Below are 22058 nucleotides of genomic sequence, written 5' to 3'. Positions count from 1 at the left end.
CTAGGGCCTAACCCAATCGCCGATTTAAATGACCAGCCCTTACCCTTTGCTGAAAAGAATCTAGTTTAATTATTGTTATAACTCGTGTAAGCTGGAGGGCCAGTCAGAAATGGGCTCAGGAGTGAAATTTGTGTTGGTTGGCGTTCCTTGCCAGCCTAGACAAAGGTCGGTCTTCAAGACCTGAACTGCGGGCTTGAAGCCGCGCCCACTCCGTTCCAGCCCATTTCTGACTGGCCCGGAGGCGCTGAATACTCCAAATTAATTATTTAAGACGGACTCTAGTCATCAGAGTTTAAATTGCTTTACCCGTTGGCCGCCAGTCGGTGTACCGGCCGTAAAATCCGGGTCTTGATCTCGGCCACGATTTGTTCCGGGGTCAGGTTGTCCGTGGCCACCAGAACGTCGGCCGCCGCGCGGTACAGGGCCGCGCGCTTTTGCTTCAGGGCCATTAACCCTTGGCTGCCTAATTCGTCGACCAGGGGCCGGCCGGTGTCCTGCGCCACGCGTCCCAGAATCGTCTGGTCGCTGGCCGTCAAACAAATGACGGGTACCGGGCTGGCCTTTAAGATCGCCGCGTTGGCCGCAATCGTGGGCGTGCCGCCCCCCGTGGAGAGGATTCCCGGTTGGGCGATGGCGTCGCGGAGGGTCTGTTGTTCGAGCTGGCGAAAGTAGGCTTCGCCCCGTTCCTCAAAAATCGTACTAATGGTCTTCCCGGCGCGTTGGACGATCATGTCGTCCAAGTCGGCGTGGTGGGTCCCCAGTTCCGTGGCTAATAACTGCCCCACGGTGGTCTTCCCACTGCCCATGAAGCCAATCAAAATTGCCTGCATGTTAACTCCTCCTCACAATCTGGTAATCGGCGGCCTGTAATAGCTCGGCGGCCTGGTCGCGGGTCGCGGCTTCCCCGAAGGTCAGCTGCAAGACCCCGTCGACTTCTTCACGAATCTCTAAAATATGAATATTGACTAAGCTCAGGTGGGCCGTAGCCAAGCGGTGGGTGACGTCCGCAATGGCGCCAACCTGGTCGGGCACGTTCAGGAATAAATCAAAAAAATTAGGTAGGCTCCCCAACCGGTCGGGCCCCAGGTGGTCGCGGGTGGTCTTCGCGTGGGTGAAAAACGCGTTAATCTGCGCGGCATCTCGGGTGGTAATCGCCGTTTCCATCCGGTTCAGTTCCGCCTGGTAGGCTCGTAACTGGTCGGCCACTAATGCGCCGTTGTTCAGTAGGATGGCGGTCCACATGGTCGGGTCCGACGAGGCGATCCGAGTGATGCTCTTGAAGCCCCCGGCCGCTAACCGCAGCCCCAACGGCGAGTCCGCCAACGCGGCTTGCGTCTGGTTGACCAGCGCGGCGGCCACGATGTGGGGTAAGTGACTCAGCTGGCCCACGATGCGGTCGTGTTGGGTCGGCGTGACCGTCAACCATTTGACGTGAGCGCCGACTAAGAGGTCCTGTAGCCGGGTCACCGCGCTACTCGGCGCGAGGCCCGGCACCAGAAAGTAAAACGCGTTTTCGAATAAATCGGCGCGTCCGGCGGTGACCCCGGACTTGTGCGACCCGGCCATGGGGTGGCCGCCGATAAAGGTCACGCCGCGCTGTTGCAAGGGCTTAGCGGCCCGTAAGACGGTTTGCTTGGTGCTCCCCACGTCGGTGATCAAGACGTCGGGTTTGAGCGTCAACGACGCCAGCAACGCCAAGTCGTCACAGATCACGCTGACCGGGCCGGCCAGAATAATCACGTCGGCGGTCGGTGCGGCGGCCATGAAGTCGTCCGCCCGTTCGTCGATCAGGTGTTGGGCCACCGCGTAGTCGAGGCTGTCCCCGTTGACGTCACAGCCCACCAGCCGGTCGTCCGGGTGCGCCGCGCGAATCGCTAACGCTAGCGAACTACCAATCAGGCCGAGGCCCTTAATCAAGATTTTAGGCATGAGTGGCCTCCGTTTCGGTAGTCAAGTGGGTCAGGTCGTCAAAGAAGCTGGGGTAGGAAATGTTGATGGCCCCGGCGTCCGCTAAGGTGGTCGGCGTGGTCAACCGCAGGGCCGCGATGGCCATCATCATGCCGATGCGGTGGTCGCCGTGGCTGTCAAATTGCGCGTCGGTGACCCGCCAGGTTGGCCGCCCGTCGATGATAAAGCCGTCCGGTTTTTCGGTGATCTGCACGCCCAATTTCCGTAGTTCGGTCACGATGGTGGCGATGCGGTCGGTCTCCTTGACCCGCAGCTCCTCGGCCCCACTGATTTCGCTGACCCCGTCGGCCGTGGCGGCCAGTAAGGCCACCAGCGGCAACTCGTCGATCACCGCCGGAATATCGGCGGCCGTCAATTTGATGGAGTGTAACTGCGCGGCGCTGACCGTGATGTCACCCAGCGGTTCCCCCGGCTGGTCGGTCGGCCGGATGTCGAGGTGGCCGCCCATCCGTTGGAGCACGTCGATGATCCCCGTCCGGGTGGGATTTAAGCCCACGTCCTTGAGAGTAATTTGCGAACCGGGAACGATGCTGGCCGCCGTCAAGAAAAAGGCCGCTGAGGAGACGTCTCCGGGCACCGTGATGTTTTGGCCGGTCAGGTGCGGTTGGGGCTGGACCGTTATGGTGTGTCCGTCCGCCGCCGTGGTCAAGTCACCGCCAAACGCCCGCAAGAGCCGTTCGGTGTGGTCGCGGGTCGGGAGCTTTTCGACAATGGTGCTGGGACCGTCCGCCTGTAAGGCCGCTAAGATCAAGGAACTCTTGACCTGGGCGCTGGCCACTTGCATCTCGACGTGCGTGGCGTGTAACGCCCGGCCGTGAATTTGCATTGGCAGGTGGCCGGCCGTCAGGTCAATCTGCGCACCCATGGTAGCCAACGGTTGCTGGACCCGGGCCATCGGGCGTTGGCTCAACGACGCATCCCCCACCAACGTCGCGTCGAAGTTTTGGCCGGCCAGTAACCCGGTCATCAAGCGCGTGGCGGTCCCGGCGTTCCCCATATCGAGGGGCTGATTGGCGGCCCGTAAGCCGTGTAAGCCCTGGCCGGTCACCGTGACCGTGGTACCGTCGCGCTGAATCGGCACGCCCAACGCGTGTAACGCGTTTAACGTCGACAAGCAATCCGCGGCCGTTAAGAAGTGGGTCAACCGCGTGGTCCCCGTACTAATGGCCCCCAAGATCAGCCCGCGATGGGAAATACTCTTATCGCCGGGCACCGTGATGGCGCCGTGTAAACCGGTCGTTGGCCGGCGCATTAATGTTTTGATCATCTGGTCTCACCCTTACTTAATTTGATAGACGCACCACACCATGCTGGGCGTGAGGCGTTTTAATAGTCGTTCGTCAGCCCCTAAGCTGACGTTTTTTTCGTTGGTCAACACGTAGGCGCCCCGGTTATCCTGATAGGCGCGATACGCTAAATACTTGCTGGTGGCGGTCTGCACGTCCACCTGACTGACGATTCGCTGGAGCAGTTGGGCCGTGGCCGCGTGGGTGTATCCGATGCGGTTGTCGGCATCTAACCGTTGCACCACCACCAGCGGATCCAGGGCCGTGATGAAACTGGTCTTTAAGGTCCAGTGGTCGAGCAACGCATAATGGACGTCGCCCCAGCTGGCGTGCAACGTGGGCGACTTGAAGGCCGCCGGAATCACCAATTCGTCGTGCGCGTACGCGTCGAGGTCGGTCAAAATCTCTTCGAAGCTGGAATGCCCCACGATGGTGGCCGCCCCGGCGTACGCGACTTGGTTATAATGCTGGGCCGCGGCGTAACTATCGGTCGCTCTGGGCCCCAGGGTATGAATTTTCATGGTCGCCCCTTAGTAGCGTTGGAGCTCGTCGCGGTACTCGGCGATGGTCCGCTTCAGCCGCTCGAGGTTACTGCCGTCAAACGTTTCCGTGATTGCCTTGGCCAATTCGATGGCCACCACACTTTCGACCACGATGGACGCCGGCACGATGGCAGTGGTATCGGAGCGTTCCACGCTAGCCTTCTTGACTTCCTTGGTGGCAATGTCGACGCTCTGTAGCGGCTTGTAGAGGGTCGGAATCGGCTTCATGGCCGCCTTGACGATGATTGGCATGCCGTTGGTCATCCCGCCTTCGAACCCGCCCAGGTGGTTGGTCAACCGTGACCAGCCATCTTCGGCGTTCCAGTCGATCTCGTCCATCACCTGGCTACCGTGACTGGCCGCGGCCGCGAAGCCGTCGCCAATCTCGACCCCCTTCATGGCGTTGACGCCCATCACGGCCGCGGCGAGTTTGCCATCCAACTTGGTGTCCCAGTTGGTGTAGCTTCCCAAGCCGGCCGGCACGTGGGTGGCGACTACCCGAATCACGCCGCCCAGCGTATCGCCGGCCTTGCGCGTCGCGGTAATCAACTCGTGGATCTCGTCGACCTTGGTGTTATCGGTGATGCGCAGGTCGTTTTGGGTGATGGCGTGTTCCAGGTCGGCCACGTCTAGCCCGGCTTGCGGGTCGGTCTTGACCTGACCGATTTGTTGGACGTACCCCACCAAGTGGATGTCCAGTTGGGCTAAGAGTTGTTTACAAATCTGCCCAATAGCCACCCGCATGGCGGTTTCTCTGGCCGAGGAGCGTTCCAAAACGTTGCGCAAATCGCGGTGGCCGTACTTCATGCCCCCGACCAAATCGGCGTGACCGGGTCGCGGCCGAGTCACCTGCCGGAGGGTATTTTCCGGAGTGGCCGGGCTGGTCGGGTTCATGATCTTGGCCCAGTGGGCGTGGTCGCGGTTTTGAATGGTCAACGCTAACGGCGAGCCTAACGTGACGCCGTGGCGCAGGCCGCCGACCACGGTGACCTGGTCGTGTTCGATCTGTTGCCGGTTGCCCCGGCCGAAGCCACCTTGCCGGGCACTCAGGCCCGCGTTGATGGCGTCGATGTCTAAGGTCAAACCGGCGGGAATGCCGGTCAGAATGCCCGTTAATTGGGGGCCGTGTGATTCGCCTGCGGTTACGTAATTAATCATGTAAATCCTCCTTATTGGTTAGCCCGCTAGCCTGTGGTGCGGCCGGGGTCACGTGGTGCGTGGTAGTCTTACGGGCGGTCTGGTAAGCCCGCGAATTACTCATAATAGCTTGGTAAATGGCTTGTAGGTACGGCGTGTGCGCCGCTTGATTACTGCGTTGAGCGACCCGGTCCAAGACCCGGTCTTCTCGGCTCTGGTCCAAGACCGGCAAGTGGGCCTGTTGCTTCAGGTCGCTAATGTCGGTAACGGTCTCGAACCGTTGATTCAACAAGCGGACGATCTTTTGGTCGATTTGGTTGATGGTCTTGCGGTCGGCTTCTAACGAATGCGTCGGTCGTAACGCCCAGGCGGTGACCGCCACACAAATCAACCCGGCAACGGCGACCACTAAGTCGGACCGCATCGCCGCGGCAATGCTTTGCTTGGACAACCAACCGGTGATCAGCGGAATCGTGAAGGCCGCCACACTGCCGAACGTGAAGAACGTCCCGGTAATCGTCCCCTTGATGTGCGGGTACAACCGCAAGAAGATGTTTAACCCGATTTGCATCGCGCCCCCGGCGGCTAAGAACCCGAAGGTAAACGAGGCGATCATCGACAACCACGGCACGGCCGCGTAGCAGACCACCGCGAGGGTCACCAGGGAGCCCACGTTCATGCCGACCAACAACTTGCGTTCCGCGAAGCCGGCCCGCAGAAGAATGAAAATCACGATGACCCCGGTGATGGAGCCGATACTGTACAGCGACAACAACAGGTGCGCTAAGACCGGACCGAAGCCGTAAGTCTTGGTGACGAACAGACTAATCCACTGGGTGTAAAGAATCATCAGAGCCATTGAGGTGTACCCGTAACCCGCCAAGCCTAACGAGGCAAGGATCCGGCGGGACTTGGGTAACTGTTGAGCGGCGACCGCCGTGGCGTCGTCGGCCAGGTTCCGTTGTGGGAAGGTCTGCCGGTTCAAGAAGAACAGGTTGAAGACCAGGACCGCGGCGGCTAACATGAAGGACCAGCCGTACCATGCCTGGTTGGCTTCCAGCGTGGCGATGAACAGGGGCAAGATGAATTCCCCGATGGACATGAAGGCTTTGATCAAAATGTTGGCGGAACCCTGATTGCCCCCCATTTCGATGAAGGTCGCGTAGGTCCCGGAATCTAACGCCGAATTGGCGATCCCGGCAACAATAGCTAAGGCGTAGGCCACTTGGATGTTGCTGACGAACGCCATGCCCAAGAAGAAGACCAGGTAGCTGAGCATCCCGATGTTGACGAAGACCTTGCGGCCGAAGCGGTCGGACAAGTTACCGAAGATGAAGTAGGCGAAGATCCGGCCGATCCCGATACCCGAGAAGACGTAGGACACGGTGGCCAGCGGTGAATTCCAATGCTGGCTGAGCGCCTGCATGTTTTGGGTCAGGATGATCAACCCAATCCCGTGAACGAAGTAGTTCAGGTATAGGCTGAGTGATAACGTGCGTTTATTCATAGAACTCTCTCCCTTGATTTGACGGTAAAAGCAAACAAAAAGGCCAGCTAGAGATTCATCTAGCTGACCTAATCCCCGCCCTAAGACGGATTTTTTCTCGAGAGAAATTGGATTTAGCCTAGCTAGGTGAAACGTGTCTAGCTGGCCAAAGACAATCATGACTTCGCTAACTCTAGACACGGACGTGTGTGCCGCCCGTATCTGGAATGCGATACGGACGCTACCTAAAGTAAACTAAGCCAAAATAATACGCGGTCGTTGGTAACTGTAAGGTTGTCATGATTATCTGTCCTTTCCGTTTAAGTGATTGGTTATATTAAAACATTCTCATTTTACAATGTCAATGCTAATTTCATTTTAATTTTCTTTTTTTGTGGAGGCTAGTCGTTGGTGAGCCGCCTTGCCGGTCGGCTGTCGTGGTGCCAGCCGCTGCACTCTGCCGAGCCAGCGTTCCAGTAGTGGGCACGATTCTGAAGCCCGCCCAACCCCGGCGGTCTCCAGAACTCGACCTTATCCTAAAGCGACAAGAAACGTCGCTTAAGGATAATTTCACTACTGGAACGCCAGTCGGCGCCGTTGCGCTACTCTCAGGAAAAGTTGGTACCCCAGTCCCCCACCGTTAAGTGCTCCCGCCATCTGGGAGGAATCACCAATCTTAGCCGAGAGGGAGATCCCAATGGGGCTCAGTGGTGAAATTTCTGTTAGGCGGGTGGGTTTCCCGGCTTACAGAAAGGTCGAGCTTGAAGACTCACGGGTTGGGTGAGGCTTCAAGTCGTGCCCACCACGTTCCAGCCCCACTGGGACCGACCGGTAAGGCGACCAACAACGACAGATCTAACAACTCTACCGACCAGAAGCTTCCGGCGTAACGGCCGTGGTGGCGTTGGTGGCCGCAGCGGGCGCTTGCCGCTTCAAGCCAATGCCTGTGAACCCACTGATGATCGAGAAGATTGGCGACAATAGACTGAAGAAGCAGAATGGCAGGTAAGCCAGCGTCGAGACGCCCAGCGTGTTGGCCGCAAAGGCCCCGGCCACGCCCCAAGGAATCAGGTAGTTGATGACGGTCCCGCCATCTTCCAAGACCCGGCTTAACGCTAAGTTGGCTAACCCGCGTTGGTTAAAGGCTTGCTTGAAGGCCTTGCCGGGTAAGATCACGGATAAGTACTGTTCGCCGACGAAGATGTTGACCCCGATGCCCCCTAAGATGGCAGCGGTGACCAGAGATCCAGACTTGGTCAGATGGTTGACCAGTGGCGTCATCGCCGTTTGGATCAGGTCGAACTTCATCAGTAAGCCCCCTAATGACAGGGTCAAGATGATCAGGGAAACCGTCCCCATCATCGAACTGACCCCACCCCGGGATAACAGGGCGTCGACACTGGCGTTCCCGGTCTTGGACACGAACCCGGATTCGATGGTCGTGGCTAACCCGGACAATGAGGTCTTAGGCTGTTCCACAAAAATCATTACGATGGCCACCCCGATGTTTAAGAACAGCGTAGCGATGGCCGGCACCTTCATCACGGCACAAACGACCATGATGACCAGTGGCAAAGCGGCCCACCAACTGATGGTGAAGTGCGTCTGTAACGTGTTGACGGTCGTAGCGATTTTGCTCATGCCGTTGTCACTGGCGGCACCGGTCCCGATGACGGCGTAAATCACCAGCGACACCAGGAAGGCCGGAATCGTGGACCACATCAGGTTACGGATGTGGCTGAACAGGTCGGCTTCGGCCACGGCGGACGCCAAGTTGGTCGAGTCGGATAGCGGCGAGGTCTTATCACCGAAGATGGCCCCAGAGATGATGGCCCCGGCGACTAACGCGGGGTTCATCCCCATGGTCGCGCCCATCCCGAACAGAGCAATTCCCACGGTCGAGATGATGGTAAAGGCACTCCCGATGGACGACCCGATGATGGCACACACCAGAAAGACCGACGGCACGAACCATTTGGCGGAGATTAAGTGAAACCCAACCACCATCATGGACGGAATAATCCCGGCTTGAATCCAGACACTGATCAGCGCCCCAATCAGGATGAAAATGAAGATGGGGATGATTCCGGTCTTGATACCGTCAATGATACCGCCGTGAATCTTTTCCCAGTCGGCGCCGCGGACCCGCGCCCACAAGATGACCAGGGCAATGACCAACATGACCGGCGTTTGGGGGGACAAGCCAAACTTAATGACCCCGGTTCCCATAATCACCAACATCAGAAGTAACACGATCAAGGCTTCCCCTAATTTAACGGGTTGCCACTGCTTTGCTTGTTTCATACGACCACTCTCCTCGTTCTCTCAATAAAAAAATCGTCCCTGCCGCAAGTTTCCTTGCAACAGGGACGATTGATTGACTTCTACCGTGGTACCACCCAGCTTGACTAGCCAGTCCGCCTAAGGGCCCAGCTAATCCACTCTCTAGAAGGTAACGGTTCTAGTTTCTCCGCCTGGCGGACCAGGACGTTCCACTGTATTTCGTCGAAATTACCCTGATCGGTTCGCAGCACCCACCGACTTTCTGACACCCAGATAATCCGCTACTTGTAATGGAAGTTAGCGTTCGTTATTTGATTGACTAGAATGATAGCACGATGAGAAAAGGCCGTCAACCTTTAATTTAAATTTTATCGAAGGCCGCCGGATATTCTAACATCCCGCCGACGTGGGCCAAGGCCCCGGGCGTCAACGGTTTGATCAAGTGGTTACCCATGGGCACCATCCGACTGTTATGGATCGAAAATTCTTCGGCCATCACGTATCCACGTTGCCCGTAGTAGTTAGAATCGCCCACCACGCTGATGGCCGGGTAACCTTCTAGGCGCGCCCGGACTTCTAACTCACTCAGTAGCCGACTGCCCACCCCTTGGGCTTGCCAATCGGGGTGCACGGCTAACGGCGCCAAGGCCAGAATCTTAGTGGTGTGGCGGTCTCCACGCACCGTGACGGGCGTTAACATCCCGTGGGCCACGACTTGTTCCGTGTCGGGCTTAGCGACCATTTCAAAACTTGGTTGGTAATCGTAAGTGGTTCGCAGCTGGTGAAGGAAAGCGACCTCCCGTCCGTGACTTTCGTTGACCGGCGCAAAGGCGTCCGTCACAACCTGATCGACTTGGTCAAAATCCGTTGGTTGAATCGTTTCAAAGCTTAACTTCAATTCGTCTACCTCTCATTTCTCAGCGGCTCACAACAATTTGATAACTAGGACTTGCCTTTAATAAACGCTTCCGGGCCAGTCAGAAATGGCCGCTTTGGAATCAATCCTCAACAAATAGTCATCATCTAGCCTCAAAGCGGGTCCTAGTAACTGACTAGCAGGTGATGAAACAAACGTTTAATTCTCATTGCGTAACCCTAATCAAAGAATTACTCACCTACATCAGATTCATAGAATTACGTCCTGCATCTCTTAGATTAACTATTTTGCCTCAACTAAGATAATACACAGATATAATACTGTGCTATTATACACGACTAAGCCCAAATTTCGAGGATTCCCCTTTAAATTTGACCAAATCGCTTGAATTTACCGGGGTGCGCCCCTTACACTGGGAACAACTCAACCGGAAGTGAGATGATTAACTTGACGCACAAATTACGCTGGGCGATTGCCGCCGTGGTCCTTTACGTGGCCTTCGTCGTGGTCGCCGTGACCACCGGCTTCTTAGCCCCCAGCAAGATTGGCCTGCAATGGACCATTCTGTGGTACTTCGTGGCCGCCGGACTGGCGTACTACTTCTACTTTAAAAACGTCACCTACCGTGAAATTATCTACTACGCACAAAAACTCGGTTATCACTATGCCGACTTGAAATCCTGGGTGCCCAATTTGCGGGAGAATCAGGACGTCCCTAACCCGGACAAGCCCCGGCTCTTCAGCCCGTTCACCAAGGTCCCGATTACCGCGACCAATATCATCGGGGATAAGCTCAGCGCCGAAGCGAAAGCCAAGGGCATCCCTAAATACCGTTGAATCTAAAAATGACGCTCCCCCGGTTACCGAAGGATCGCCATTTTGCTAATTATAAGTCTTCAAATTAGTAGAGTGTTTACTTTTGCTGCTTTGCTGAGCGGCTACTAAAGTAAAAACGACGTTATCTCTAAACCAATCGTAGGCCGGAATTGCTAACGTCCAGCCCGGAGGCGAGCAGGGGCTCAGCCGGTGAAATTATTCTTGGCCGGGGTTCTTTCCCGACCTAGAATAAGGCCAATCTTCAAGACTCGTGGGCCTTTCGAGGCTTGAAGTTGTGCCCACTGGCGTTCCAGCCCCTGAGCGCCGGAGGGCGACCAGCTTTATCTTACCTAAAGCTTCGCGCTATTTGCGGCCCGCGTAAGTCTGGGACTGCTTCAACCAGGCGTCATCGTCTGGATTCGGGCCGACCCGCTTACCGGCGTCTAAGTCACTGATTTGGTGCATTTCGTCTTCGTCCAAGCCAAAGGCAAAGATGTCGCGGTTTTCCGCAATCCGCGCTTCATGCGTGGACTTCGGGATCACGATTTCCTCGCGTTGGACGTGCCAACGCAAGATGACCTGCGCCGCACTAACGTCGTGGGCCGCCGCAATTTCGTTGATCACGGCGTCGTGTAAGGCGTTGTTGCGGCCGCCGCCTAGCGGACTCCAGGCCTCGTGTAAGATACCCTGCGTTTCCAGATAGGCGTGCAACTCTTTTTGTTGGAAGTACGGGTGCGTTTCAATCTGGTCGACCACCGGCTTGACCGTGGCCTTTTCCATCAGGTGTTCCAGTTGATGTTGCTGGAAGTTGGAGACCCCGATGTTCTTGATCTTGCCGGCCTTGTACAGGTCTTCCATGGCCCGCCAACTTTCTTCGTAGCCCGGTGCCGGCCAGTGGATCAGGAACATGTCGAGGTATTCAAAACCCAGCTTATCAAGCGTTGCCTGAAAGGCCGCCTTGGTCTGGTCGTAGCCTCGCTCGTTGTTCCACAATTTCGAGGTCACAAAAACGTCTTCGCGTTTGAGACCACTTTCGCGGATGGCTTCGCCCACCCACTGTTCGTTACCGTAGTAGGCCGCCGTGTCGATGTGCCGGTAGCCGGCCGCTAACGCCCACTTCACGGCGTTCTTGGTATCTTCGGCGTTGTCGACCTGAAAGACCCCCAGGCCGAGTTGGGGAATGCGATTGCCATTGTTTAATGGTAAGGCTGGAATCTCATTATGCATGATTTAAAAACCACCTTTTCAACTTTATGTCTCCATCATACAATAATTGACCGCTTTCCCCCACTTTCGGCCATCTAAAATGAGAAAAATGGTGGTTTTGGTTTCTCTCCGTGGGGCTTTTGCGGTAAGATGAAGGGTGTGGTAGTTTACCGTCGTGGCGGTAAACTCGTTTTTTGGATTCACAACAAAGAAACGGTCGGGATTCCCCGGATTTTAAGTTAGGGGAACGCCTCGCATGCTATTATGACGCTAACTCATTAGATTTTTGATGCCCGTTCTGGGTGTGATCAGATAGTCGTTTCACCGACAGTCACGCCATGCTGGCTTGGTCGCCTCACGACCAATTTACCGTTTCTGGACATGGAGGTTTTTCAGTTGAACAACCAAGACCCAAAATCACGCGTACAACGCTATAATTTTAATGCGGACGATCAACCCACTCCTCGGCGACGGCGGCGTCAACGCCGATGGTGGCCCTGGATCATGACCTTACTGACGCTGACCATCGCCATCGTGTTGGTGCTGGTCATCAATACCCATAAATCCTCATCATCCTCGGACACCGCCACCGCGTCCAGCGCCGAGTCCTCGCTCACAACGAAGTCCTCGTCGGCGTCCGAATCGTCCGCTTACGAGAGTTTTCAAGCCAAATACCGCAAGTATTTGACCAACGGTACCCTGACCGCATCCCAGCACCAAAAGCTGCAGGCCATCGTTAATGCCGAAAGTAACAGTGCTACTCAGGCTAGAGAACAAAAGTTGCTCGATCAAGCCGAGGTCCAAAAATCCTCGACGGCTAGTTCGTCGACCACCAGCCAAAGTTCGGCCACCAAGAGCAGTAGTAGCAGTAATCCGACCTCATTTGACACCACCCACACCTTCTCATCGGTCAACGACGCCCAGAACTGGGCGCAGGCCTCGAAGAATCAGTGGCTACAGGCCGGATACTCGACCTACACCATCACGTCCGATGGTCAGGGGAATTACAATTTACAATTCGTCCGTTAAACTAGCGCGTCCCGTTGTCCTTTGACAGCGGGCCGTTTTTTTTAGCGGTGCCGGTCGAGCTGCCGAACCTGAGCTTGGAGCTGGTCGACCTTCGCCGTCAACGTGTCGATCTTGTGTAGTAACGCGGTCAGGTCCTCCGGTTGGGCGGGCGTGGTCGGTTGGGCCTGGGTGGTAAAGAAGTCCGTGATGGTGCTGGTCAACAACCCGATAAACCCAATGCCGCCAAACATCAAAACGCTCGCGATGATTTTCCCGATGGCGGTGTGGGGCGTCTGGTCCCCATACCCCACCGTGGTAGCCGTGGTGACCGCCCACCACAGGGAATTGGCCAGGCTTTGCCGCTCGACCACCGAGAAGAGAAACGCGCTGAGGACGATGATGGCCACGCTGATTGAAAACAGGTAGATGAAGCCGGTACTGTAAATGAACCGGTGATAGGCTTTAGTCCAAGCGCCGTCGAGGCCCAACCGCCAGAACAGGTGGTGGGCCCGAATCAGGCGGACTAAGCGCCCTAACCGAAAGCAGGCGAAGACCGGGTGCATGGGGATGATGCCCAAGAGGTCAAACGCCGCCTGAATGAGAAAAATTTTCCGGTTCTGGGCCCGGGCTAACCGCACGAAGTAGTCGATCGCAAAGATCACCAATAGTCCGTTGCTGACCTGCCGTTCCACCCCGACTGGCCCCCATTGGCCCAGTAATAAGCCGACGTTGAGCACGGACAACAGGGTCAGGGCGGTCACCCCGAGGTGGTAGCCCACCAGCCATCGGTCGCGTTGTTGCGTTGTCACATTTTTCGCTCCCCTTAATGAATTAAGCTCTAATATAGTCGCTCGGTGCGACCCTGCCAAGTTTTCCGGCAAAACTTTACCAAATTGCGCCCTTTTTTTAGCAAAAATTTAGCGGTCCTTCCCGGAATTAGGGAAGAACCGCTAAATGGCGTTAGGCGTGCACCTTGGTCTGAGCCGCAAAGAACGCCGGCACCAAGGCCTCGTAAAAGTCGATGGCTTGTAAGTAGTCTTGAATGGCAATGTACTCGTCGGGTTGGTGCGAGGTATTGCTGCCGGGGCCGATTTCGATGCTGGTGAAATCGCCCTTGGCCCGTAAGAACTCCGCCCCGTCGTTGGCGCCCCCGGACCCCACTACCTTAGTGTCGTGACCGCAAACCTGGTCACTGATCTGCTTTGCCAGTTGGACCAACGGCGCGTTCGGGTTGCCCGGAATAGCTTCTTCGGGGAAGCTGTACGACAGGTCCAATTGAACGCCCGGCTCCTGGTTGAGCTGCGCCACTAGGCCTTCTAACTCATCGTAAATCACCTGGTTCGGGTACGCCGGAATCGTCCGCATATTGGCCATCAGTTCGGCGTGGGCCGGAATCGAATTGATCTGTTCCCCACCGGAAATTAGGTCAACGTTGTGCAACAGGCCGCCCAAGACGGGGTCGGTCTTAGTGTGTTGGGCCATCAACGGCCCCACGGCGTTGTAAAACTTCATTAAATTCGTAATCGCGTTGATCCCCAGTTCCGGGCTCGCGCTGTGGACACCTTTGCCCGTGGAGACCACCTTATAGTCGATGACGCCCCGCGCCGTGTAAACCACCTGGTCCAGGCCGCTGGGTTCGGCAATCACCAGACCGGCGAGATGGTCGGCATACCCGGCATCGGTCAGCTGAGCCGCTCCGTATTCGCCGGTCTCCTCGCCGACCGTGGCTAACAACCGCACGCTCCCGGCCAGCGGCGTCCCCTGTTCCAGGAACTCCAGCATGGTGATCACGATGGCGGCTAGTCCGCTCTTCATGTCCGACGCCCCCCGCCCGAAGAGTTGGTCGCCTACGACTTCGCCGCCAAACGGCGCGCGGGTCCACGCACTTTCATCGCCGGGGGCCACCACGTCCATGTGCCCGGACAATCCCAAGCGTGGTCCGGTCATGTTACCGATCGTGACCACCAGGTTATCGCGGCCCGGGGCATAGGTCAGGCGTTCGACTTGTGCCTGCGGGTACGGGGCGAAGAGACTAGCGAGATAGTCGGCCACGTCGGCCTCGTGGGCGTTCACGGACGGAATCTGGATCAAATGTTGTAAAATTTCAATTTTGGCTTGGGGAGTCATCCTGGGTCAAATCCTTTCTCTGAAAAAATGATTAAACCAAGCTTACGCCATTTTAATCAAAAATCAAGTGTATTTTAATAATTTATGCGGATTATTTTTACTATACGGATTTTTATACATAAAGTTGCATAGCTAATTCGTTCGCGGTTCCGCCACCACCTGCGGTATAATGAAAGTAATTAGACCTTATAGGAGGGATTTCATGCGTATCTTTGTACCGACCGATAACGGCTACCTCGCCGATGAATTCAGTAAGCATGCCACGGGGGATGACGTTTATCAGGGCACCCCGGTTAAATCATTTCCCATCAGTCTCAGTAAAATCCCCAAGAAGACCCAAACGTTAGCGTTGAACTTAATTGACTTCGATGCCGTCCCCGTTTCCGGCTTCCCTTGGATTCACTGGGTCGCCGCTAACTTCCCGGGCACGACCCGCGAAATCACGGCCGACGTATCCCGGACCAACGCGATTTCCCACGTTCACGGTCGCAACAGTAACGCCGGGGCTTTGGTGGGCAACACCGACCCGGCGATTTTCCAAAACTACACCGGTCCCTTTCCACCGGACCAAGACCACGACTACAGTCTGACGGTCTACGCGCTGAACACCAAGCTGGACCTGCAAGACGGTTTCTGGTTAAACGACCTGTTACACCAAATCAACGGTCACGTGCTCGACACCGCCACCATCACGTTACGTGGGCGGGTCTAAAAGGAAGGTTCAGTATGCAATCTGACTATCAAAATATTCTGGTCCCCATCGACGGCTCCGTCCAAGCGGAACTCGCGTTAAAAAAGGCGGTCACCGTGGCCCAACAACACCACGCGCACATCGACCTGCTCAACGTCTTACGGATCAACCACTACGGTTTCTACGCCAGCGGGTCGATGCCCGGCGACGTGATCCATGAATTGACCAAGGACGCGGTGGGCTACTTGCAGTCGTTGGTCGAAACCACCGGTGCGGCCACCGGCTTTCACGACATCGCGCCCCACGTGCGGTTCGGTAATCCCAAGACCGTCATCGCTAGTGAGTTCATCAAGGACCACCACAACGATCTGATTATGTTGGGGGCCACGGGGATGAGTGCCGTGGCCCGGATGGTCGAAGGGTCCGTGACGGCGTACGTCAGCCGCATGGCCCCCGTCGACGTCTTCGTGGTCCGAACCGACCTAGACCGCCAACCGGTCAACATGCACCAGGTCACGGCGGAAAATCAGGAACAACCCAAGTTGTAAACACCATTACAGGAGCTTCACCATTAACGGTGAGGCCCCTTTTTAGTTGGTATACAAAAATGGCGCCTCCGTGCACGGGACGCCATTTTTTGACTGGGTTTTCTTTTTAACACTAAGATGCATTTAACATAGTTTGACATTCAATTTTACTTGCCTTGCCAAACTTGACTCCACTTATAGCCAGTTAAGTTTTCAACAACAGCTTTGGTTTCTGGCGTAACATCCGCCTTGTCTCCACCAGCATCAAGCCGATCGATTTCATCGTGCAAAATCTTATGTGTCCGTTGATTCAAATTAAAGCGAGAAACCATCCACCATGCAATTGCAATAGAGATAACTGGTACTACAATTAGTACAACCATAATGGCGTTTTGAGCTTGGGCAGTTTGATGTAAAGCACCCTCTTTAAAACCACCCCACTGAAGAATGAATCCCAGTAAAGCTGACCCTAAAGCCCCCGTCAATTGTCGCGTAAAGGATTGTACAGCTGCGAAAGTCCCGGTCCGTAATTTTCCAGATACAATTGTATCAACGTCAGGTACCAATGGAATAACTTGCCAAGCTGTGTATTCTAGGAACTGACGGCCAATCTGCCAAAGAACACCTAATACAATTAAAGTAATAATCGTAGTGCCCTTACCTAAATTGGCATGTTGCAGTGATAGAACGAAGAAACCGGCCATTACAACAAAGATTAGACTAAACGATGTTGACCAATTAATCTTCGGATTCTTGGTCTTAATTAACATAAATGCAGCTACTGGAACCACTAACATCCCTACAAACGACAGTGACGAGATTCCTTGACCAATCGTCTGAGAAAGTCCTAAAACGAAAACGACATAGTATAGAAAAGCCGTTGAGAAACAGTCTTTAGCAAAGTAAGTCATGAAGTAAATCGACACCATATACCGTGCTGATTTATTTCGTAACATCTCCCAGTAATCTCGCAAGGAACCCATAAAGCTATTTTCTTCGTGTGTATTAGATCCCTTTTCAAATTCTGCAACTTCTTCCGGAGAATGTTCCCAAGTGGCACGGTACGTAATTAAGGTTGAGATGGCAAACACAATCCCAAATACAATTCCTGAAATCGTGTAAGCCCGTGCGCCTTGACCCAAGACGGCTAACAACGTTGCGGGCAAAGCAGATACCGAGAAGGTGGCAAACGCCGAAATAAACAATCGAATTGAAGACATCTTTACTCGATCATCCGCATTAGGCGTCATTTCAGTGGCCAACGTTTCGTAAGCGGTTCCAATAATCACGTTAGCAGTTTCAACCATAACAAACGCAATTAAATACCACCAGAAACTTCCCGGTACCACCATAAACAGCATTGGGAAGAACAAAATCGTCATAATTGCCCCAACCAATAATAGTAAGTGTCGACGACCAAATCGACGCCCCAGTTTAGTAGCGTATAACCGGTCCGAAACGGATCCAGCTAGCATAGACATAATGGCGTTAAGGAACTTTCCGATTAAGAACAACATCCCTACCGAAGCCGCTGATAGCTTACCATAAGTCGTTAAGAAGAACATTAAGTAAGAACCGACTAACGTTCCCCATGATGCCCCGTTCATGTCATTGATACCGTACCCGATTGACCGCCAAACAGAAATTTTATGCGGGGTATACACCCAACGCTTCTTTTGAGTCTCCATTTTTCTCCAACTTCCTATCTTTGGATTAGCCTACCCGTTCACCGTTTACTACTAAATTAGACACATTAATTGTCTTAACTCCTCGGTCAGCATCATGAAATCGACCACCAGTTTCTTCCGCTCGTTCAGTTGGTAAGAGCTTATCCTCAGGCGCTAACGTCCATTGAAAGTCTTGGATAGTCACATTCTGAATGTTTGCTTCCGGTAAACCTACGATGAATGCCGCCGTTGCTCGAACGTTTGTTGCAGTAATCCCACTAATTTTTATATCTTTAATGTGTGGCGTCGTTTCATCTACAGGTTGTGGTTGTAACGACAAAACGGTTGCTTCTTCTTGCGGCAAAACGCCTGGTGCAAAGTACTGTTCCAAAGAAATTGGGCACCAGCACGCATCCATTTTTAAATCATGAAGCTTAATGTTTTGAATAGTTCCCCCACGAGTACGGCGAGACTTTAGTCGAATTCCTCGACGAGTGCCCTCAAAACGACAATTTGACACTTCGACATCACTAATTCCAGCAGCCGTTTCAGAACCAATCGCAATGCCGCCATGACTAGCCAAAATACGACAATCGGAAACCTTTACGTGCTTAGTTGGTCGGTTAACCCGAATTCCATCTTCGCCGGAACCTGACTTTAAAGTTACTCCATCATCCCCAACGTCTAGTAGACAATGGCTAACCGTAACATTCTCGCTAGAATCAATGTCCATTGCATCAGTGTTAATCGCATCTGCAGGATTAATAAATGTCATATTTTTAATCGTTACTTGTTGGGTATAGACCATGTGTAACGTCCAGAATGGTGAGTTTTTTAAGGTAATACCATCCATTAAGATATCGCGACATTGCCAAAACTGAACCAACGGTGGCCGCAAAAATTGTGTTGATGGCCGGCCACCACCACCTGTACGGGTTTGATAATCTGGATTTAGCTTGGCTAACCGCCATTCATACGCTTCTCGGGGTGTTGTACGGTTCTTCGTTTCAATCTGTTTAAACTTGTGCCACCATGCTGCACCTGAGCCATCAATAATCCCATCACCAAGGATTTGAATGTTTTGCTGATTCTTAGCGTACATTAACGGATGCATCGCATAACACTCGACTCCTTCCCACCGTGTCCAAACTGGTGGGTACAAATTAGGATCATCCTTAAACTTTAAAACTGCTCCTGACTGAAAACTCATCGTCAAATTTGTTGTGAGTTCCAATGGCCCTGTGAGATGTTGTCCTGCTTCTACGTTAAGCTGTCCACCGCCTGCTACGGCGATTTTATCAATTGCTGTTTGCATGTCATCTTGCGGTGTAACGTTAATGACTAACATGCTATCCCTGCTTTCTTACCACCATTTTTCATCAAGTGACCGTCGTCTGTTTGATGATTTTGTTAGAATATGTAAACGCTTACTTATCACAATTAAAGAATATCACGTCCAAAACTTTTTGTAAACATTTATTTATGTCGATAAACATTTGTTTATAAAAAGGCTAAAAAAAAGACCCGTTCTTCGCCGGTCTCTAGTTGAAACTTAATGGTCTTCTAAAAGTTCTGGTGCCATTCCTTCGTAAATGTTCAGATAGGTAGTCATGGCACTTTGCGCTGCCACCCGAGTAACTTTCGCTGTTTGCTTTGTGGTCAATCCTTGGCGTCGCGCATAGATAATAGCTGCCAATGCCGCCGCACCAACCCCGTTTGTGTTTAAAACCTTAGTCAGGGTGACCGGTGCATAGATGGTATCTTCCTGATTTTGATAAAGGAATCCAACCTCTGCATCGTAAATAAATACGTTTGTAATTCCCATAGCGAGTAATTTATCTGCACACTGCTCCGCCGATTGACGATCAATAATTTTAATCCCCGTAATAGCTTGAGATTCATCAGCATTTAACACCAATGTATCCAACGCTTCAATCCCTGGTTTTAACCGAGTTACTTTATTGATGGAATCTGCTAATAATGGTTGCTGAAAATTATGATACAACCAAGCAATTGTTTTTTCTGGAAGGTTAGGATCTATCACAATCATCTTCGCATTTCGTAAAATCGTCAGTCGACTTTTTAAAAATTCAGGAGTAATTTCATCATGAATTCGACTATCATCTACGCCAAAAATTCGTTTAGCACTTGTCTGATTAATATACAGGTAACGTGATGTTGGCATACTCGAAATTTGACTAGCATAGGTAATATTCAATTTTTTCTCCAGTGCATCTTTTTTAAATTCTTCACCGGCAGAATCATGGCCATATACCGAAATAAAGTAATTAGGTATCTCCAATTTCGTTAAATTAACCGCAATGTTTCGTCCCAGTCCCCCAACGTCGGAATAGATAACCCCAGAATTTGACTTTTTTTCAATTACCTCATCATCCGGAATACCAAAGATATCCAAAGTAATTCCCCCAACAACCACCACATAACTTTCGGGTGCAACAATATATCCCTTTCCTTGAAGGTAGCCTTTTTTAACAAGGTTTGAGACGTGTGCTGCAATTCCCGAACGCGTAATACCAGCTAGCTCTGCTAACTCGTTTTGACTAATCATTGGGTTTTGTTTGATCCATTCCAAGATCTGTTGTTCACGTGAGGTCATTTTTACAGGGCTCCATTTCTAGTTTGATTATCCATTCATTATACCCCAGATAACGTCCTGTTCTCGCGTAATCATTAATCCTATCCGTACGCAAAAATGGCGCCCCCGTGCACGGGACGCCATTTTTTGACTGGGTAAATTACATGAAGCCTATGCGTAGAATCAGTGGCTAATCGTCGCCCAATTCCTTGTAATCGAAGTAGTCGAATTCGGCAGTCTGGCCGTAACCAGCGTAGTCGACAGCAGCCAAGCCCACGAAGGCCCCGGTGAAGAAACCACCGTACGTCTGCAGAACGTAATCGTCAGACAGAATCGCTGCGTCTAATTCAACTGGGATTTCGTGCCAGTCGATGCCGTCAAACGAGTATTCGTAAGTGTACGATTGCTTGCGAACCTTGGTCTTGAACCAAACGTATTCCGTTCCGGCTGGAATCTGGATGGCTTGGTCCTTCAAGAACGACGTGTAATTGTTGTTGTCGTTTTGGGCAATTTCAATCACGGGACCGCGCTTTTCATCCCGGGTGATGTAGATCCAGGAATAGTGCTTGTCGTTGTAGAAGTTGACCAGACCGGCCATGTTTTCGTAACGGGCTGGGTCAAACTTCACCTTGGTTTCCGCATCAAAGTTGAAGGCTTGCCAACGCCGCGCAATCATGGAAACGTCGAACGTGCTGGATAAGGAGTGGTTCCCGACTAAGGTCAACTTCCCGTTCCCCACAGTCCCTAACTTATCAGTGAAGGGTTGCCGTAAGGTGTTCCAGTTCAAGTCCAGCTTGTCGCTGTCAAAGTCATCGTGTTGGGAGTGGTCCTTCGGGGCCTTGGTTTCGATGGCCCCCTTAGGCGCATCTACTTCCACTTGGCCACCATGACCGCCGACCACGCGTGGCCAGCCTTGGTCGTCCCATTCAACCTTTTGAATGGATGTTTCACGGCCTAAGGTGCTCCAGCCCCGTGGATCATGAGACGATTCCGTCGCATGGTTCCAAGGACGAGAAACCAACGATGCGTAGTACCATTCGCCCTCTGGCGTATCAACCAATGCCCCGTGACCTTGCTTTTGTAAGTAGAAGTCCGGCGTATCCATGTTGGTGATGAATGGCCCATCTGGTTCGCCTTCGAAGGATAATTCGTCGAGCGTCTTGGAACGGGCGACGACTTCTTGGTGGGTAAAGACGGTCCCACCTTCAGCGGCGAACAGGTAGTAGTACCCGTTGATTTGGTACAAGTGTGGTCCTTCGACTAACTTAACGTCGTCGCCGTTGTAGATGTTGCGAGCCGTTTCTGGCTTGAGTTTCATGGTCTTGGTGTCAAATTCGGTCAGGGTAATCCCGTTGAATGGGTGGTGGTATTCACGGTGATCCCAGGTCTGTTGAACCAGGTACTTCCGGCCGTTCTTATCGTGGAACAGGGACGCATCGAAGCCTAAGTTGTTCAGCTTGATCGGGTCCGTCCATGGGCCGTGAATGTCGGTCGCCGTGGTCAGGTAGTTTTGGACGTCCTTGAAAGGACCTTCCGTGACCTTAACATCGGTGTAAACCAACCAGAATTTACCGTCTGCATAGGATAAGTCTGGTGCCCAGATCCCACCGGATGAAGGGTTGCCCTTCATGTCCAGGAGCGTCGTGGTCGACAGCGGGGATGGTAACAGGTTCCAGTGCACTAAATCTTGGGATTCGTGTAACCGGACACCGGGGAACCATTCGAAAGTCGAGTTCGCAATGTAATACGTGTTGTTGACCCGAATGAAGCTGGGGTCCGCGTTAAAACCAGGTAAAACGGGGTTCTGAATTTTCATAACGAAATGCATCCTTTCCTAACTT

At 53.2% G+C, this 22058-nt stretch carries 19 protein-coding genes; 4 read left to right on the top strand and 15 right to left on the bottom strand.

Annotation, left to right across the window (positions count from 1 at the left end; genetic code table 11):
• Window positions 1-302 precede the first annotated feature (302 nt).
• The 8 genes from FD38_RS06485 to FD38_RS06450 all read right to left on the bottom strand — a co-directional run bounded on the left by FD38_RS06485 (window position 303) and on the right by FD38_RS06450 (window position 9600).
• Window positions 303-830: a shikimate kinase gene (locus FD38_RS06485; RefSeq protein ID WP_057732480.1), complete on the bottom strand. Its 528-nt coding sequence runs from the start codon at window positions 828-830 to the stop codon at window positions 303-305.
• Window position 831: 1 nt separating this feature from the next.
• The gene (locus tag FD38_RS06480) at window positions 832-1929 is read right to left on the bottom strand and encodes a prephenate dehydrogenase (RefSeq protein WP_057732478.1); all 1098 of its coding nucleotides are present in this window, start codon (window positions 1927-1929) and stop codon (window positions 832-834) included.
• A complete protein-coding gene (gene aroA / locus FD38_RS06475; RefSeq protein ID WP_057732476.1) occupies window positions 1922-3235 on the bottom strand; it encodes a 3-phosphoshikimate 1-carboxyvinyltransferase in 1314 nt (437 codons plus the stop codon). The genes FD38_RS06480 and aroA overlap by 8 nt, the downstream gene beginning before the upstream one ends.
• A 12-nt stretch (window positions 3236-3247) precedes the next feature.
• Window positions 3248-3775: a hypothetical protein gene (locus FD38_RS06470; RefSeq protein WP_057732474.1), complete on the bottom strand. Its 528-nt coding sequence runs from the start codon at window positions 3773-3775 to the stop codon at window positions 3248-3250.
• 9 nt (window positions 3776-3784) lie between these two features.
• Window positions 3785-4954, bottom strand: coding sequence for a chorismate synthase (aroC, locus tag FD38_RS06465; protein WP_057732472.1), 1170 nt, complete (start codon window positions 4952-4954; stop codon window positions 3785-3787).
• Window positions 4947-6440 (bottom strand): MFS transporter, encoded by a 1494-nt coding sequence (locus FD38_RS06460; RefSeq protein WP_083485295.1) that lies wholly within the window; start codon window positions 6438-6440, stop codon window positions 4947-4949. The genes aroC and FD38_RS06460 overlap by 8 nt, the downstream gene beginning before the upstream one ends.
• 843 nt (window positions 6441-7283) lie before the next feature.
• On the bottom strand, window positions 7284-8723 hold the full coding sequence (nhaC, locus tag FD38_RS06455) for a Na+/H+ antiporter NhaC (RefSeq protein WP_057732470.1): 1440 nt from the start codon (window positions 8721-8723) through the stop codon (window positions 7284-7286).
• Between the two features lie 340 nt (window positions 8724-9063).
• Window positions 9064-9600, bottom strand: a complete 537-nt coding sequence (locus FD38_RS06450; RefSeq protein ID WP_057732468.1) for a GNAT family N-acetyltransferase — start codon at window positions 9598-9600, stop codon at window positions 9064-9066.
• 426 nt (window positions 9601-10026) lie between these two features.
• On the opposite strand from FD38_RS06450, the gene FD38_RS06445 reads away from it, so the two are divergent.
• Window positions 10027-10416, top strand: a complete 390-nt coding sequence (locus FD38_RS06445) for a hypothetical protein (protein ID WP_057732510.1) — start codon at window positions 10027-10029, stop codon at window positions 10414-10416.
• A 342-nt stretch (window positions 10417-10758) separates the two neighbouring features.
• Here FD38_RS06445 and FD38_RS06440 read toward each other — a convergent pair whose 3' ends face one another.
• Window positions 10759-11622, bottom strand: a complete 864-nt coding sequence (locus FD38_RS06440) for an aldo/keto reductase (RefSeq protein ID WP_057732466.1) — start codon at window positions 11620-11622, stop codon at window positions 10759-10761.
• A 483-nt stretch (window positions 11623-12105) separates the two neighbouring features.
• On the opposite strand from FD38_RS06440, the gene FD38_RS06435 reads away from it, so the two are divergent.
• Window positions 12106-12630 carry a hypothetical protein gene (locus tag FD38_RS06435; protein WP_225430797.1) on the top strand — a complete coding sequence of 175 codons (525 nt, stop codon included), beginning with the start codon at window positions 12106-12108 and terminating at the stop codon, window positions 12628-12630.
• Between the two features lie 41 nt (window positions 12631-12671).
• Here FD38_RS06435 and FD38_RS06430 read toward each other — a convergent pair whose 3' ends face one another.
• Complete coding sequence (locus tag FD38_RS06430; RefSeq protein WP_057732463.1) at window positions 12672-13418, bottom strand: potassium channel family protein; 747 nt, start codon at window positions 13416-13418, stop codon at window positions 12672-12674.
• A 151-nt stretch (window positions 13419-13569) separates the two neighbouring features.
• Window positions 13570-14736 carry an ArgE/DapE family deacylase gene (locus tag FD38_RS06425; RefSeq protein ID WP_057732461.1) on the bottom strand — a complete coding sequence of 389 codons (1167 nt, stop codon included), beginning with the start codon at window positions 14734-14736 and terminating at the stop codon, window positions 13570-13572.
• Window positions 14737-14938: 202 nt separating this feature from the next.
• Here FD38_RS06425 and FD38_RS06420 point away from each other — a divergent pair, with 202 nt between their 5' ends.
• A complete protein-coding gene (locus FD38_RS06420; RefSeq protein WP_057732459.1) occupies window positions 14939-15448 on the top strand; it encodes a YbhB/YbcL family Raf kinase inhibitor-like protein in 510 nt (169 codons plus the stop codon).
• A 14-nt stretch (window positions 15449-15462) separates the two neighbouring features.
• Window positions 15463-15975 (top strand): universal stress protein, encoded by a 513-nt coding sequence (locus tag FD38_RS06415; RefSeq protein ID WP_057732457.1) that lies wholly within the window; start codon window positions 15463-15465, stop codon window positions 15973-15975.
• A gap of 146 nt (window positions 15976-16121) precedes the next feature.
• Here FD38_RS06415 and FD38_RS06410 read toward each other — a convergent pair whose 3' ends face one another.
• From FD38_RS06410 to FD38_RS06395, 4 genes are all read right to left on the bottom strand, one after another.
• Window positions 16122-17642, bottom strand: coding sequence for an MFS transporter (locus FD38_RS06410; RefSeq protein ID WP_057732455.1), 1521 nt, complete (start codon window positions 17640-17642; stop codon window positions 16122-16124).
• 25 nt (window positions 17643-17667) lie between these two features.
• On the bottom strand, window positions 17668-18969 hold the full coding sequence (locus tag FD38_RS06405) for a glycoside hydrolase family 28 protein (RefSeq protein WP_057732453.1): 1302 nt from the start codon (window positions 18967-18969) through the stop codon (window positions 17668-17670).
• A gap of 204 nt (window positions 18970-19173) precedes the next feature.
• Window positions 19174-20238, bottom strand: coding sequence for a PfkB family carbohydrate kinase (locus FD38_RS06400; RefSeq protein ID WP_057732451.1), 1065 nt, complete (start codon window positions 20236-20238; stop codon window positions 19174-19176).
• A gap of 169 nt (window positions 20239-20407) precedes the next feature.
• Window positions 20408-22033 carry a glycoside hydrolase family 43 protein gene (locus FD38_RS06395; protein WP_057732449.1) on the bottom strand — a complete coding sequence of 542 codons (1626 nt, stop codon included), beginning with the start codon at window positions 22031-22033 and terminating at the stop codon, window positions 20408-20410.
• Between the last annotated feature and the right edge of the window lie 25 nt (window positions 22034-22058).

It is taken from the genome of Levilactobacillus zymae DSM 19395 (assembly GCF_001434115.1).
Lineage (GTDB): Bacteria > Bacillota > Bacilli > Lactobacillales > Lactobacillaceae > Levilactobacillus > Levilactobacillus zymae.
This window is presented reverse-complemented; position numbering and strand designations above follow the sequence as displayed.

Bases quoted from the DNA above. Each gene is read 5' to 3' on its own strand.
- FD38_RS06485 (WP_057732480.1), bottom strand. From the start codon at position 830: ATGCAGGCAATTTTGATTGGCTTCATGGGCAGTGGGAAGACCACCGTG.
- FD38_RS06480 (WP_057732478.1), bottom strand. From the start codon at position 1,929: ATGCCTAAAATCTTGATTAAGGGCCTCGGCCTGATTGGTAGTTCGCTA.
- aroA (WP_057732476.1), bottom strand. From the start codon at position 3,235: ATGATCAAAACATTAATGCGCCGGCCAACGACCGGTTTACACGGCGCC.
- FD38_RS06470 (WP_057732474.1), bottom strand. From the start codon at position 3,775: ATGAAAATTCATACCCTGGGGCCCAGAGCGACCGATAGTTACGCCGCG.
- aroC (WP_057732472.1), bottom strand. From the start codon at position 4,954: ATGATTAATTACGTAACCGCAGGCGAATCACACGGCCCCCAATTAACG.
- FD38_RS06460 (WP_083485295.1), bottom strand. From the start codon at position 6,440: ATGAATAAACGCACGTTATCACTCAGCCTATACCTGAACTACTTCGTT.
- nhaC (WP_057732470.1), bottom strand. From the start codon at position 8,723: ATGAAACAAGCAAAGCAGTGGCAACCCGTTAAATTAGGGGAAGCCTTG.
- FD38_RS06440 (WP_057732466.1), bottom strand. From the start codon at position 11,622: ATGCATAATGAGATTCCAGCCTTACCATTAAACAATGGCAATCGCATT.
- FD38_RS06435 (WP_225430797.1), top strand. From the start codon at position 12,106: ATGACCTTACTGACGCTGACCATCGCCATCGTGTTGGTGCTGGTCATC.
- FD38_RS06425 (WP_057732461.1), bottom strand. From the start codon at position 14,736: ATGACTCCCCAAGCCAAAATTGAAATTTTACAACATTTGATCCAGATT.
- FD38_RS06420 (WP_057732459.1), top strand. From the start codon at position 14,939: ATGCGTATCTTTGTACCGACCGATAACGGCTACCTCGCCGATGAATTC.
- FD38_RS06415 (WP_057732457.1), top strand. From the start codon at position 15,463: ATGCAATCTGACTATCAAAATATTCTGGTCCCCATCGACGGCTCCGTC.
- FD38_RS06410 (WP_057732455.1), bottom strand. From the start codon at position 17,642: ATGGAGACTCAAAAGAAGCGTTGGGTGTATACCCCGCATAAAATTTCT.
- FD38_RS06405 (WP_057732453.1), bottom strand. From the start codon at position 18,969: ATGTTAGTCATTAACGTTACACCGCAAGATGACATGCAAACAGCAATT.
- FD38_RS06400 (WP_057732451.1), bottom strand. From the start codon at position 20,238: ATGACCTCACGTGAACAACAGATCTTGGAATGGATCAAACAAAACCCA.
- FD38_RS06395 (WP_057732449.1), bottom strand. From the start codon at position 22,033: ATGAAAATTCAGAACCCCGTTTTACCTGGTTTTAACGCGGACCCCAGC.